This is a genomic window from Peristeroidobacter agariperforans (genome assembly GCF_004138335.1).
Lineage (GTDB): Bacteria > Pseudomonadota > Gammaproteobacteria > Steroidobacterales > Steroidobacteraceae > Steroidobacter > Steroidobacter agariperforans.
In genome coordinates this window covers 2,124,178-2,137,042 of the sequence record NZ_RYFW01000001.1, presented here as the reverse complement: position 1 = coordinate 2,137,042, position 12,865 = coordinate 2,124,178, and the positions used below count along the sequence as shown (strand labels likewise).

14 protein-coding genes are annotated in these 12,865 nt (G+C 62.3%); 6 read left to right on the top strand and 8 right to left on the bottom strand.

The genetic code is table 11. The features are described 5' to 3' along the window. Positions 1-40: 40 nt before the first annotated feature. From EK373_RS09335 to EK373_RS09325, 3 genes are all read right to left on the bottom strand, one after another. Positions 41-517 carry a DUF1579 domain-containing protein gene (locus tag EK373_RS09335; RefSeq protein WP_129642403.1) on the bottom strand — a complete coding sequence of 159 codons (477 nt, stop codon included), beginning with the start codon at positions 515-517 and terminating at the stop codon, positions 41-43. After that, complete coding sequence (locus EK373_RS09330) at positions 514-1,080, bottom strand: hypothetical protein (RefSeq protein ID WP_198683178.1); 567 nt, start codon at positions 1,078-1,080, stop codon at positions 514-516. The genes EK373_RS09335 and EK373_RS09330 overlap by 4 nt, the downstream gene beginning before the upstream one ends. Before the next feature lie 92 nt (positions 1,081-1,172). After that, complete coding sequence (locus EK373_RS09325; RefSeq protein WP_129642402.1) at positions 1,173-1,796, bottom strand: TetR/AcrR family transcriptional regulator; 624 nt, start codon at positions 1,794-1,796, stop codon at positions 1,173-1,175. A gap of 74 nt (positions 1,797-1,870) precedes the next feature. Between EK373_RS09325 and EK373_RS09320 the strand changes: the two genes are divergently transcribed. Further along, entirely contained in the window at positions 1,871-2,476 is a 606-nt protein-coding gene (locus EK373_RS09320) for a DUF2946 family protein (RefSeq protein WP_129642401.1), read from the top strand. Between the two features lies 1 nt (position 2,477). On the opposite strand, the gene EK373_RS09315 is transcribed toward EK373_RS09320, so the two are convergent. After that, the gene (locus EK373_RS09315; RefSeq protein ID WP_129642400.1) at positions 2,478-2,945 is read right to left on the bottom strand and encodes a GFA family protein; all 468 of its coding nucleotides are present in this window, start codon (positions 2,943-2,945) and stop codon (positions 2,478-2,480) included. A 155-nt stretch (positions 2,946-3,100) separates the two neighbouring features. Between EK373_RS09315 and EK373_RS09310 the strand changes: the two genes are divergently transcribed. Next, positions 3,101-4,786, top strand: a complete 1,686-nt coding sequence (locus EK373_RS09310) for a tetratricopeptide repeat protein (RefSeq protein ID WP_129642399.1) — start codon at positions 3,101-3,103, stop codon at positions 4,784-4,786. 18 nt (positions 4,787-4,804) lie between these two features. Further along, positions 4,805-5,464 (top strand): tetratricopeptide repeat protein, encoded by a 660-nt coding sequence (locus EK373_RS09305; RefSeq protein ID WP_157994292.1) that lies wholly within the window; start codon positions 4,805-4,807, stop codon positions 5,462-5,464. Between the two features lie 5 nt (positions 5,465-5,469). Here EK373_RS09305 and EK373_RS09300 read toward each other — a convergent pair whose 3' ends face one another. Both EK373_RS09300 and EK373_RS09295 read right to left on the bottom strand, forming a co-directional pair. After that, the gene (locus EK373_RS09300; RefSeq protein WP_129642397.1) at positions 5,470-5,859 is read right to left on the bottom strand and encodes a VOC family protein; all 390 of its coding nucleotides are present in this window, start codon (positions 5,857-5,859) and stop codon (positions 5,470-5,472) included. Between the two features lie 3 nt (positions 5,860-5,862). Continuing rightward, entirely contained in the window at positions 5,863-6,690 is an 828-nt protein-coding gene (locus EK373_RS09295) for an AraC family transcriptional regulator (protein ID WP_129642396.1), read from the bottom strand. Between the two features lie 111 nt (positions 6,691-6,801). On the opposite strand from EK373_RS09295, the gene EK373_RS09290 reads away from it, so the two are divergent. Continuing rightward, positions 6,802-7,227, top strand: a complete 426-nt coding sequence (locus EK373_RS09290) for an organic hydroperoxide resistance protein (RefSeq protein ID WP_129642395.1) — start codon at positions 6,802-6,804, stop codon at positions 7,225-7,227. Positions 7,228-7,254: 27 nt separating this feature from the next. Here EK373_RS09290 and EK373_RS09285 read toward each other — a convergent pair whose 3' ends face one another. Further along, positions 7,255-7,716 (bottom strand): VOC family protein, encoded by a 462-nt coding sequence (locus EK373_RS09285; RefSeq protein WP_129642394.1) that lies wholly within the window; start codon positions 7,714-7,716, stop codon positions 7,255-7,257. A 45-nt stretch (positions 7,717-7,761) separates the two neighbouring features. Further along, on the bottom strand, positions 7,762-8,616 hold the full coding sequence (locus EK373_RS09280) for a helix-turn-helix transcriptional regulator (protein ID WP_129642393.1): 855 nt from the start codon (positions 8,614-8,616) through the stop codon (positions 7,762-7,764). Between the two features lie 209 nt (positions 8,617-8,825). Between EK373_RS09280 and EK373_RS09275 the strand changes: the two genes are divergently transcribed. Both EK373_RS09275 and EK373_RS09270 read left to right on the top strand, forming a co-directional pair. Next, positions 8,826-10,034, top strand: a complete 1,209-nt coding sequence (locus EK373_RS09275; protein ID WP_129642392.1) for a multidrug effflux MFS transporter — start codon at positions 8,826-8,828, stop codon at positions 10,032-10,034. 54 nt (positions 10,035-10,088) lie between these two features. Then, positions 10,089-12,215 (top strand): alpha-amylase family glycosyl hydrolase, encoded by a 2,127-nt coding sequence (locus tag EK373_RS09270; RefSeq protein WP_129642391.1) that lies wholly within the window; start codon positions 10,089-10,091, stop codon positions 12,213-12,215. Positions 12,216-12,865 lie beyond the last annotated feature (650 nt).

The following is a 12,865-nucleotide window of genomic DNA, read 5'->3' as shown; positions in this document are numbered from 1 at the left end:
GTGAATATCGCCAATAAAGTTGCCAACAGCACCCGCATGGTCAGACTCTGGTGAATTCCATGATCCAATTGGTCTCCCACGTCGCACCCGCATCGACAGAGAACGCCTGTTCCCAACGAGCACTGTCCGCTTTGATCTGCGACCAGAGGAAACGGATTCGAATCGGCCTGCCCTCGAAGGTGTCCTCCCCGAAGAACGTGCCCACGCCTTGATTGAACGTGCCGTGCACCGGAGCATCGAGCTTAGGATCGCGCCCATCGATCCAGTAGATGCTCCAGCGCGCCTGCTCGGGATTGAACAAGCGCACCGTGCACGCTTTATAGGCCTCCTGGGGCAGCTCGATGACGTTCTCATCGAAGTTGCCGCGGCCGCCGAGGATGGACTTCGCAGTCATCGTGCCGCCGAAACGCACCCAGTCGCTGCTGCCCCTCAGTCGTTGCGCGAGTCGCTGATGTGATACTCGCCAGCTGCCGTGGATAAAATCGAAGTCCTTTGCGCCGGAGGAAGCTGTCGTCATACGTGCGCTCTCTTGAAGTCCATCACCCAGTTCACTTCCCAACTCGCACCGCCGTCCGGCGAGAACGCCTGAGTCCACTGCGCGCGATCAGACTTCAGCAGCTCGTATGTGGTACGCACCCGGATGGGTTGGCCCTTGAAAACGTCGTGTGCGTAGAACGTTCCTTTGCCGCCTTGAAAGCCGCCGACGACAGGCGGCTCGACCGCCGGAAAGCGTGAATCGAGCCACCATATCGACCATTGCTGCGCGCCCGGATTGAAGAGGCGTAACGACGAGGCTTGATACGTGCCGTTTGGATCACGCAGCACGTTCTCGTCGAAGTTGCCGAGACCGCCAAGAATCGGCGCGACGCTCAGCGTGCCGGGAAACTCGAACCACTGATTGTTGCCGGCGAGCCGATCCTTCAGCTTGCGATGTACGACATCCCATTGCCCGTGCAGGAAGTCAAACCGGCGCGCTTCCGCACTTTCTGCTGCCACAGCATCCGCAGCACCCAGCGCAGCGCCGATCGCGAGTGCGCCGCTCGCCTGTAACAACGCACGCCGCGAGATGGATGAATGCACGCCCAGCCTCCAGAAGTTTGGCCTGAGAGGGGGTTAGCCCTCAGCTGGACGTCATTCCATAACGATCGTTCTGTTTTGTCAATGGCGCCCGATCAAGGGGAGAGCCGATCGCGCAACTCAGGCAAGCATTGCAACAGCGGTGCGGGCGATTGTTGGACTTTGCACAAGGCCATCGCACCTGAATACACCGCAATGATGTACGCCGCGAGCGGCCCCGGCTTGGATCGAGGCAGCCGTTGCTCATTCATGTCTTGTTTCAGCTTCGCCTCGATCTCGCTTTGCCAATTCGCAAACACCTTTGCGAGGCTGCTCTGAAACTCCGGATCCGCAAACGCGAGCTCCAGGGTGAGATTGTTGAGCGGACAGCCGCGCACGGCGCTTCTTGCCTCCAACTGCGCCGCAATGTTCTTGAACACCGCCGTCACTCCCTCGAGCGTCGACTTCGCCTCCCTCACCGGCGCAATCCACGCCCGCTCGACCTCGGCAGCCACGCGCTCCTCGATCACCGCCATAGCCAGATCTTTCTTTCCAACGAAGTGATGATAGAAGGCGCCAGCCGTCACGCCCGCGTCCTCGAAGATCGCCTGCATGCCCGTGGCGCAATACCCACGGTTCTGGAACAGCTCGGCTGCGACATCGAGAAAGCGCGCCCGCACGCCTTCCGGATCGTTCTTGCGTGCGGGCGTGTAGCCCGCCTTTTTCTTTTTCGCCGCCATCGCCCACCTCACTCGCAACGCTGTACAAATGATACCAAGTTGAGATCGCCGACCGCTGCCGGCACACTGGCGCGATGGATGAATGGGCACTCAATGCATTGAAGCGCTGGCCGAACGTGCCGGCGTTGTTCGGCTGGCTGGGCCTGGATCGGCGCGGCCGCTGGCTCGTGCAAGGCGAGGCCATCAGCCATCCTCGCATCATCGACGTGATCAATCGGAACTATGCAGCGGACGAGCACGGCCGCTGGTATTTTCAGAACGGCCCCCAGCGCGGCTACATGCAACTCGAATCGACGCCGCTGATCCTGTTCGTCTCGGAGGACAACGAACACCTCATCACTCACACCGGTCTGGCGGTCGCGCAGCTTCGCGCTGCTTATATGGATGAGGAAGGCTCGCTGGTCCTGACAACCGAGCACGGCCCCGGCGAGCTCCGCGGCACGGATCTGCAATGGGCTTTGGACAGATTGTCCATCGCGGGCAAGCCGGTCGACGACGACTCGCTCGCCGCCGCGCTCGATCTGCCTTCCCAATCCCGCACCGACATCGCGCTAACCGTCGGCGCACTGCAACTATCGCTACAACGCCTGGACTTCGCCGCAGCGCCGGCAATATTGAGCTTCGATCGCGAGCCCGCGCCTCGCGAGGGAGAAAAGGTCTCGACGCGCGCGATGGACTGATTCATCGCCCCGGACGGGGCCCGTGTTTCGCGTACTCTTCCACCAGCTTCGAGTAGTCCTCCATCGGCGGAAAGCTCTCGTAGCTATGGCTCGCACCGGCAACCGCCGAAGGCAGTCGCGTCTGCGTACACGTTTCGACGAACGGCGCGACCCACGAGGCGTCGTCCAACAACGTCGGTCGCACATTCACGAAATGATCCAGCCCTTCCGGCCGCGTGAACATCCAGCTCTTGCAGTGAGGACAAAAGAAGTGGCGTGTCGCACCGTGCAACCCGCCAATGACGGGCTCACCCTGCGTGACCGCAAAGCCTTCGACAGGAATCGCTGCGCTCAGTGAGTAGGCGCTGGCGCTCATGCGCTGACAGCCTCGGCAATGACACGCCATCGTCAGTAGTGGCGCGACGCTGATCCGAAAGCGCACCTGCCCACACCGGCAGCCGCCATCCCAGGGAAGTTTCCAGTCGCTCATGTTCAGCCCCGTGGTGTCTTCAGCGCACTGTAAGGCACCGCAGCGTAGAAATCATCGCCCCGAGGTTTTCACGGATTTTTCACGCGTCGTATCACCCGACACTCACGACCCGGGAGCACTGTCGCGCACTCAGCAACAAATGTGGGGAGAACGCTATGCGCACCAAGATCTGCCTGGCCTTCGCCGGCTCGCTCTGGCTGGCCGCAGCCGCGCACGCCCAAGTGCCGGTTCATAAACATTATCAGGAGCACGAAGGCTTCGACTCGACCTCGCCGTCGGGCGCCATCGCACCCCGGCTGCAGGATGTCGGCAAGCACACGTTTCCCGTCACGACAGAATCGGAGCAGGCGCAGCGCTTCATGAACCAGGGATTGAATCTCACCTACGGATTCAATCACGCCGAAGCCGGACGGGCCTTCGCGGAAGCGGCGCGACTGGATCCGAACGCGGCCATGGCGTATTGGGGTCAGGCGCTGGTGCTGGGCCCGAACATCAATGCGGCCATGGGGCCTGAGCAGGAACCGAAGGCGCTCGAGCTCATCAAGAAGGCCCAATCGCTCAAGGGCAAGGTGACCCCACGCGAACGGGACTATATCGACGCGCTCGCCCTGCGTTTCACCGGCAAGCCCGAAGATCGCGCCGCTGCCGATCAAGCCTACGCCGGCGCCATGCGCATCCTGCAGGAAACCTATCCGGACGATCTCGACGCCGCGACGCTGTACGCCGAGTCGGTGATGGATCTGCGTCCGTGGAATTATTGGACTCGCGATGGACGTCCCTATGATCAGACCCACGACATCATCAAGGCCCTGGATCGCGTGCTCGCGAAGAACCCGGATCATCCGGGCGCGCTGCACTACTACATCCATCTCTGGGAGGCGAGCAATACGCCGGAAAAAGCCGAAGCTGCGGCTGATCGGTTGCTACCTCTCGCGCCGGCAGCCGGTCACCTCGTGCACATGCCGGGACATATCTATCAACGCGTAGGCCGCTATGCCGATGCGATGAAAGCCAATCAGATGGCGATCCTCGCCGACGAGGATTACATTACTCAGTGCCGTGCGCAGGGCCTCTACCCGCTGGGCTACTACCCTCACAACGTGCACTTCCTGTGGTTCGCGGCCAGCATGGCGGGTCAAAGCAAGATCGCCATCGACTCGGCCAACAAGACCGCGCAGGCGATTCCGCCCGAGGCTCTCAAGGAAATGTCGCTGCTGCAAACCTTCGTGCTGCCACCCGACTTCGCGCTGGTGCGCTTCGGCAAGTGGGACGAGATCCTGGCCGCACCGGCGCCTCGAGCGGACACGCTCTTCACGCGTGGCGTGCGTCACTACGCACGCGGTATGGCATTCATCCGCAAGAATGACTTGGGTGCTGCGAAGAAAGAGATCGAGGCCGTGCGCAAGATCGCGAAAGATCCGAAGCTGACCGCAGCGCCGACCTCGATGTCACTCAATCTCGCCGACTCGGTGCTGCGAGTCGCGGTCGAAGTGCTCGATGGCGAACTGGCCGCCGCGCAAGGCAACTACGACGTAGCGATCGCTCATCTCGATCGCGCCGTGCGTTATCACGACAACCTGATCTACACCGAGCCCGACGATTGGCACCAGCCCGTGCGTCATGTGCTCGGCGCCGTGCTGCTCGACGCGGGCCGCCCTGCCGAGGCCGAAGCGGTCTATTGGGAAGATCTGCGCGTCCATCCGAAGAACGGCTGGGCGTTGTTCGGCTTGCACAAGGCGCTGCTGGCGCAGAACAAGCAGGAGCAGGCCAAGCTCGTCGAAGCCGACTTCAAGAAGGCTTGGGCAGACGCTGACGTAACGCTCACTGCCTCACGCTTCTGAGCATCGGATATGAGTGACATGCGACTTCACCGACCGCTCGCGGCGCTGCTGTGGATCATCGCCACGGCAGCGCCGGCTTACGCCGATGGGCCGGGCGCTTATCGCCCGCCACCTCGCTCCGCTGCGCCGCCGCCGATCTCGGAGCAGAGCGCGATCGACGCGTACAATGTGGGCTATGCCGCGATCCAGCGCGCCGATCATTCGCAGGCGCTGGCCGAAGCTTCGAGTGATGCCAAAGAAAAGTCCGCGGCGGAACGCGCCGCGCGCGACGCATATGAGGAATCGCTGGAACATTTCGAAGAAGCCGTGCGACTCGACGCATCGATGCACGAGGCTTACACCTACCTCGGCTATGCGAACCGCAAGCTGGGCAATCACACCAAGGCGCTCGCAGCGTACCAACAGGCGCTGAAAATCTTTCCTGACTATCCGCACGCCATTGAATATCAAGGCCAGGCGTTCCTTGGCCTGAATCGGCTCGACGAAGCGCGCTTCAACTATCTGCGCTTGTACGCACTCAACAAAGGCCAGGCGGCGAAGTTGCTACAGGCAATGCGCGAGTGGGTCGCCGCTCACCGGACCGACTCCATCGAGGGAGTCGACGTGAGCGGCTTCGGCGAATGGGTCGCGCAACGCTCCGAGATCACCCGCGACGATGTGCCGTCCTCGAGCTGGTGAAGCCCTCAGACCGTGATCTCGATGCGATTGCCATCGGGATCGAGCACCACGCTTTCGTAATAGCCGTCGCCCGTGCGACGAGGCCCATCGAGCACAGGATAGCCGTCTCTTTTCAAGCGCTGCGTGAGTGCATCGACACGCTCTTCGGAGCCCACCGACATGGCGAAGTGCGTCAACCCCATGCGCTGCGCGCCGGCTTCGATGACGACTGGAGACAGCGTCGTGCTCTTCATGAATTCCAGGCGCGCGCCATCGGTAAAGCTGAGAAAAACAGATTCAAAGCCCTTGGCAGCGTTGCGATAGCCGCTGCCGGCCACGGCGTCGAAATACGTGACGTAGAAATCCCTGATCCGCGCCAGGTCGTCAGTCCACAGAGCCAGATGTTCGATGCGCATGCGTTATATCGCTTGAGCTTGTTTCCATTCGCGCGGCGACAGGCCGCTCTGAACCTTGAAGGCGCGAGACAGCGCAGCCTCGCTGCCATAACCTACTTCGAGCGCAATCATTTTGAGCGAGCGACCTTGGCGTAGCGCCTGCTGCGCCAGACTCACGCGCCAGTTCTGAAGATAAGCCCCGGGCGTGAGTCCGACCGTGTCGCGAAACGCGTTGGCGAACACGCTGCGGGACATGCCGGCTTTGTCGGCCAACTCTTCCAGCGACCACTCGTGCGCGGGCTGCTCGTGCATGGCCACCAACGCATGTCGCAGCTTCGGATGCCCCATACCCGCGAGCATGCCGCTGCGGATCTGGCCGCTCTCCATCAGGTGGCGCAGCACTTGAATCAACACCACTTCGAACAGGCGGTTCACCAGCGCCTGCCGGCCGCAGCGCTGATTGAAGGCTTCATCGAACAGCAACGACAGCACGCCGTCCGCCCCTTCGATCTGAGCCAGCGGTGCGCAGATGACCGGCGGCAGCGCAGCGGCGATTGGATTGGCAACGCCCCCATCGAAGTGCAAATTCGCACAGGCCAGGTCGGCGCCGCGTTTTGCGTCGGTGACAAAACGATGCTTCAGCGGCCGCGGGTACAGCAGTAAGCTGGGCTCGACGACGTGCAGTGGCGTTTCGCCGTCATGCATGACCTCAACCGGGCCCAGCTTGATGAGGTGCAATTGCCCGGTGTCCGGCAAGGTCGGCACTTCGTTCAAACCGCACAGCGCCCCGGAGTGGAACATGCGGGCGTGCACGGCAAAGTGCGTCAGCAGGGACTCCAGACGGTCGACCATTCCCATATTCCTGATCAAGTTTTGCGGATTTTAGGTGAGCCGGAGTCCGGAAGGCACGCGTACAGTCTCTCCCACTGACGCACACCACCCAAACAACCCAAGGAGCACGTCATGTCGATCGAGAAAGTTCTATACACCGCCCAGGCCACCGCGACCGGAGGCCGCGACGGCCGCGCCAAGTCTTCCGACAATGTCCTGGATATCCAGCTGTCCACGCCGCGAGAGCTGGGTGGCGGGGGCGGCCCGGGCACGAATCCAGAACAGCTGTTCGCCGCCGGTTACTCGGCGTGCTTCCTGGGTGCGCTGAAGTTCGTCGCCGGTAAGGAGAAAGTCGCTCTGCCCGCGGACACGAACGTGACCGGCCGGGTCGGCATCGGCGCCATCCCGACCGGTTTCGGCATCGAAGCCGAGCTGCGCATCAATGTGCCCGGCCTGCCGAAGGATCAGGTGCAGAAGCTGGTCGAGAAGGCGCACATCGTCTGCCCGTACTCGAACGCCACTCGCGGCAACATCGACGTGAAGCTGGTCGTCGAGTGAAGCGTCGCAGCCGGGCTGTGCAGCGAACTAACCTTCGTTGAACAGCTCGGTGTAGCGCCGCTGCATTTCTTCGGGCGTGACGTCTTCGATGTGGCCGCCGAGCAGCCATTCGTGACCGAACGGATCGCGCACGGTGCCGGAACGCTCGCCATAGAATTGATTCTGCAAAGGGCGCACGACGGTTGCGCCCGCCGCCACCGCCTGCTCGAACAAGCGATCGACGTCGCTGGCGTGAATATGGATTGAAACGCTGGTGCCGCCGATCGAACGCGGCCCGCGAATACCCATCTCCGGATATTCATCCGACAACATCAGCGTCACCGGCCCGATCTTCACCTCGGCATGACCGACTTTGCCGCCGGGCTCGACCAGCCGGAACAATTCCTTGGCGCCGAATGCACGGGCATAGAAATCGATGGCCGCCTTGGTGTCGTGCAATCGCAAGTAGGCATACACGTCGTGAATGTTCTGCTCGCCCTTATCGCTCATGGCCGCTCCTGGTTCGCGAAGGAGGTCTCGCGCTGGAGCATAGTGTCATGCCCGGCGATGCACGAGTCTTGAAGCTTTTTTACCTGGGGTCACGACGTGGTGATGCTCGCTGTGCGCCGCTGGCGGGCAATAGGCGGACGGCGCGACGCCGGCGAGCTGGCGAAACTCCCGGGAAAAGTGCGCCTGATCCGCATAGCCGGCGGCGAACGCCACATCCGCGAGTTTCGTTCCGCCCTCGCTCGAACTTCGCGCCAGGCGAGCGAGCGTGCCGGAGAAACGCTGCACGCGATAAAAGTGCTTCGGCGTGAGACCGACGGCCGAATGAAACAATTCGATGAAATGACGCGGACTGTAACCGGTGCGGCGTTGAATCTCGTCCACGCGCGGACTGCCGAGCCCCTCGGGCCGTAATGCGTACCCGACGGCAGGATGAATCAACAACGGCCGGCGAATCCTCGCGATCAACTCCGTTTCCAGCGCCCGGCAAACATCCATCGGCTCTCGGATCGAAGCCAGCCTATCGTGCAGCTCGAGTCCGCGATAACCCCACAGCTCCTCGATGGAAACGTGACGATCGCGCAGCTCATCCAACGAGACGCCGAGAATCGCCGCCGCCATGCCGACCCGAAACGATGCGCCGACGACGACACCCGGCGGCTTCGGCCCGGCCAGGTAATAGCGGGCCTGAGGACCATGGATCACGCCGCGGGTCCACGAGTGCCATTCGATTTTGCTGCCCGGCGAGGCCCATTGAATGGGCGCATCGTGCAAAGGAATGACAAGCTGCGCCTTTCCGGAAGGCAGCATGTGCTCCCAGTGCTGGCAATGCTCGCGGCGCTGACTCAGCCAGATGCAGTCGATCGCGGCATCCAGCGGAGGGGCGGGACTGTATCGGATCATGACTCCTTATACTCTGGGCCGGCCGGGCGCGCGATGGCATGGACACGTCGATGCCTGGAGTTGTACCCTGACGCCCTCGGCGCAATCATCAGTGCCGCGCGGGCATCAGCCAGGACCGGCCACCAAAAACGAGCGCTCCGCTCGCAGCCTGCAATTTTCCACCAGTTAGATACGTTTCCACGGCGGAGCGATCCGTCGCCAGTTTCTGTATGCGAAGACATCCTACGTTTTTGATCATCGTACTCGGCTTCCTGAATGCGCTGACCCCGTTCACCATCGACCTGTATCTGCCGGCGTTCCCGCAGATTGCAGCGGATCTCGGCGTCGCGGTGTCGCGCATGTCGCTGAGCGTGTCGGTGTACTTCATCGGCTTTGCGCTCGGGCAAGTCATCTACGGTCCGTTGCTCGATCGCTTCGGCCGGCAGCGCCCGATCTACGGCGGGCTGGCCATCTATGTGCTCGCTACGCTCGGCTGCATGACGACCACTTCGTTCGAAGGCCTGCTGGTGTATCGATTCATCTCGGCGCTCGGCGGCAGCGCTGCGTCGGTCGGCGCCATCGCCTTGGTACGCGATCACGTTCCTGCTGAAAAAGCAGCTCGAGCCTTTGCGACGCTCATGCTCGTTCTGAGCGTGTCGCCGCTGCTCGCGCCCAGTATCGGCAGTTTGATCACCAGCATTGCGAGCTGGCGAGCAATCTTCGCTGTGCTGGCCGCGCTGGCCATCGCCGATCTGGCTTTGGTGATGTTCGCAGTGCCTCGCACGTATTCGCCAGATCCGTCGGTGAGCCTGCGGCTCGCGCCGATCCTTCGTACGTTCCGCGATGCCCTCGCCCAGCCTCAGTTCAGGACATACACGCTCGCGGGCTCATTGTCCTTCGCGGGCTTGTTCGTGTTCGTTTCCGGTTCGCCGGCAGTTTTCATGGACGGCTTCGGCGTCGGGCCGGGCGGCTTCGGTGCGATCTTCGCCATCCTGGCTGGCGGCATGATCCTGGGCGGCCAGTTGAACCATGTGCTGTTGAAACATTTCGCCAGCGAGCAGGTGTTTCGTCGCGCCTTGTTCGTTCAGGTCATCAGTGGCATCACGTTCCTGGCGCTGTCGTTGACGCTCGACCTCGGCAAGTGGGCCACGGTCGCGCTGCTGTTCGTGTTCCTGCACTGTGCAGGCATCACCTATCCGAATGCGGCCGCACTGGCCCTGAAGCCCTTCACCAAGAACATCGGCAGCGCCTCGTCGCTGCTCGGCTTTCTGCAGCTGGGCACGGGCGCGATCGCGGCCGCATTGGTCGGCGTGCTGGATTTGACCGGCCCGGTGCCCATGGCCTTTGTCATGGCCATCTGCTCGACCGCGGGCTGGATCCTGTTGAGCTCGGCGCGTCAGGCGAGCAGCGAGGAAATTGGCGAACAAACGTCGGGATAAGCCTACTCGGAATTCCCAGAATACAAACGAGCGGGCGCTGATTATTCTGCCCTCATGCAGATCCGCCGGCTCCGCTCGTTGATCGTCGCGCTCTGCGCACTCGGCTGCGTATCGCAGGCATCCGAGGCTCCGGTGGAGTTCGATACAGCCGGCGGCGACGCGTGGACGTTCGATAAATACATCGAGGGCCGAGTCGACTCGTCGGCTTGTGACGAGGTGCTGATTCAAGGTCCGGCCGCAACCGCGGTCGCAACGCTTCAAGACCATCGGTTCCGGGCGTCCGTGCCGCTTCGTAGTGGCGGCAACGACCTTCGCGCGCGCTGCATGCGAGACGGTCGCGAAGTCGCGCGATCGCCCGCTCAACGTTGGCAGGTTCGTATCGAGGACCGGCCGCGTGCCTGGATCCGCACTCGCATCGACGGCGCAAATATATTGATGGATGCCGCCGGCAGCGAAATGGCGCCCGGCATCGCGGCGCCCATCGTGCAATATGAGTGGCGAACCCGACGAGGCAATGCAGCGCCGCTGACGCTCAGCTCTCGATCTGTGCTCGATGTCACGCCGGCGACGACACCGACGATCCAGGTCGAGCCGCCCGATGTGGATGGCGAGTACTACGTCACGCTGCGCGTTACGGACGCGCTTGGCCGCAGCGATGAAAGCACCAGCGTCTTCAAAATCGCCGACGGCTCGCCGCAGGAGGTCGACCTCGAGAATCACCGTCCGCCATGGATCACACGAGCTGTTCTGTACGGCGTAGCTCCCTTTGCATTCGGTCACAATGGCTATGACGACGTGCGCAAGCGCTTGCCGGAGATTGCCGCGTTGGGCGTCACAGCGATCTGGCTGTCGCCCGTCACTGGCGCACCGACCGAAGACTTCGGTTACGCAGTGACGGATCATTTCCAGTCTCGCGCCGAGTTCGGAACGAAACTGCAGCTCGAGGCGCTCATCAAAGCGGCGCACGCCCACGGTCTGCGCGTACTCATCGATTTCATCCCGAACCATCTGGCGGCAGCGCATCGCTATTACGTCGATGCTGCCGACCGCCGGCAGCGCTCGCCCTACTTCAACTGGTTCGAGCGCGATCCGGACGGCGAGGTCACGAACTATTTCGACTGGGCGCACTTGAAGAATCTCGAGTACGACAACCCTGAAGTACAGCGCTACATGATCGAAGCCTTCAGCTACTGGGTGCGCGAGCTCAATGTCGATGGCTTCCGCGTGGATGTGAGCTGGGGCGTGCGCGAACGAGCTCCCGAGTTCTGGCCTCGCTGGCGAGCAGAGTTGAAGCGCATCGATCCTGACCTGCTGCTGATTGCGGAAGCTTCCGCCCTCGACGGCTATTACTTCCAACACGGCTTCGATGCGGCGTATGACTGGACGGAAAGGCTCGGCGAATGGGCCTGGAACGATGCGTTCGCGAGCAAGCCGCCCGATCTGAACAAACTGCGTGCGGCGCTAGTGAAGAGCACTCGAGGTCTTCCAGAGCCCGGACTGGTGCTGCGCTTCCTGAACAACAACGACACTGGCGAGCGGTTCATCGCCCGGCACGGCGCCGACCGCACTCGGGTCGCGGCCACCATGCTGCTCACTCTGCCGGGATTGCCTCTCATATATAACGGCGATGAAGTCGGTGCGCAGTTTCTGCCCTACGACGAGCAACCGCTTTCGTGGGAAGATCGACACGGCCTGCTGGCTCACTACACCAAGCTCGTTCGACTTCGAAAAGAAGTCGCAGCCCTGTACTCGCCGGATATGGAGTTGCTTGCGACTAATCGCGACGACGCGGTGCTTGCATACATCCGACGACCAAGCGTGCCCACCGCAGAGTGCTATCAACCTGGAAGCGCGCTGGTCCTGCTGAACTTCAGCAACGAATCCATCGACCTGCAGCTCTCGTCGGTTGGTAGGGACCCGCGGCTCGAGAGCCGGCTGCAAGATCGCCTCACAGGCGAGCACTTCGTCCTGCCTGCGTCGCAGACATTGCACCTCGCGCCTTTCGAGGCTCGCATCCTGGCGGCCGACGCCCAGTCCTGCGCTGAGCCGGCCGGCGCGCTCAGTGAGCGAACACGTCGCAGTGCCGCATCTCGCCCTTGGTCGCGTGTAGCGCCACATTCATGGAAAGAAACGGTTCGTCGGCGTTGGTCTGGCCCAGCAACTGACCTTCCGGCGAAATAATCCACGCCCGGCCACCGAACGTTCCAGATCGGTTCGATGACACCGCAAACGCGTGCGCATGCTGAGCGAGCGAACACGCGCGCTGCACAGTACCGCCGAGGGCAGCGAAGTCACCGGCCCGCGGGATTGCCAGGACATCGACGTGCTCCGCCTCATAACCGCGGGGCGCCCACATCTCGCTGCCGATCAGCATGGCGACGCGCAGCCCTCGAACTTCCACCGGAATGAACTCCGCCGTCGCGCTGTCGTACCACGACCCTTCGCGCGCACCTTTGACGTCCGGCAGAGAAGATTTGGCGTGCACAGAGAGCATGCCCAGCGGCTCTTCCCAAAGAAAGCCTTCATCATATCGCTCGTTGCCGAAGTCGACCGGGCGTGACGCCATCACCATCGCCGGGCTCAGCTCGCGCAGCCGGGACTCCCATTCGTCGTGGGAGCGGACTGCCGCCGCCCACACATTCCGATCGAATCGGTTCGAGCTCGCAAACCAACTGCTGAAAGGCATATCCGGCAGCACGACCAGGTCGCTGTGCTCGGCGCGCACATGGTCTACGAGGTCCCCCCACGCCGTATCGAACGACTTGCGCTGGTCCGGCAACTCACAGACGGTGATTTTCATGCGCACCCCTGTCAGAAAGGCCCGTTCCGGA

Coding starts and splice junctions, on each gene's coding strand:
- EK373_RS09335 (WP_129642403.1), bottom strand. CDS start 517: ATGACGACAGCTTCCTCCGGCGCAAAGGACTTCGATTTTATCCACGGC.
- EK373_RS09325 (WP_129642402.1), bottom strand. CDS start 1,796: ATGGCGGCGAAAAAGAAAAAGGCGGGCTACACGCCCGCACGCAAGAAC.
- EK373_RS09320 (WP_129642401.1), top strand. CDS start 1,871: ATGGATGAATGGGCACTCAATGCATTGAAGCGCTGGCCGAACGTGCCG.
- EK373_RS09315 (WP_129642400.1), bottom strand. CDS start 2,945: ATGAGCGACTGGAAACTTCCCTGGGATGGCGGCTGCCGGTGTGGGCAG.
- EK373_RS09310 (WP_129642399.1), top strand. CDS start 3,101: ATGCGCACCAAGATCTGCCTGGCCTTCGCCGGCTCGCTCTGGCTGGCC.
- EK373_RS09305 (WP_157994292.1), top strand. CDS start 4,805: ATGCGACTTCACCGACCGCTCGCGGCGCTGCTGTGGATCATCGCCACG.
- EK373_RS09300 (WP_129642397.1), bottom strand. CDS start 5,859: ATGCGCATCGAACATCTGGCTCTGTGGACTGACGACCTGGCGCGGATC.
- EK373_RS09295 (WP_129642396.1), bottom strand. CDS start 6,690: ATGGTCGACCGTCTGGAGTCCCTGCTGACGCACTTTGCCGTGCACGCC.
- EK373_RS09290 (WP_129642395.1), top strand. CDS start 6,802: ATGTCGATCGAGAAAGTTCTATACACCGCCCAGGCCACCGCGACCGGA.
- EK373_RS09285 (WP_129642394.1), bottom strand. CDS start 7,716: ATGAGCGATAAGGGCGAGCAGAACATTCACGACGTGTATGCCTACTTG.
- EK373_RS09280 (WP_129642393.1), bottom strand. CDS start 8,616: ATGATCCGATACAGTCCCGCCCCTCCGCTGGATGCCGCGATCGACTGC.
- EK373_RS09275 (WP_129642392.1), top strand. CDS start 8,826: ATGCGAAGACATCCTACGTTTTTGATCATCGTACTCGGCTTCCTGAAT.
- EK373_RS09270 (WP_129642391.1), top strand. CDS start 10,089: ATGCAGATCCGCCGGCTCCGCTCGTTGATCGTCGCGCTCTGCGCACTC.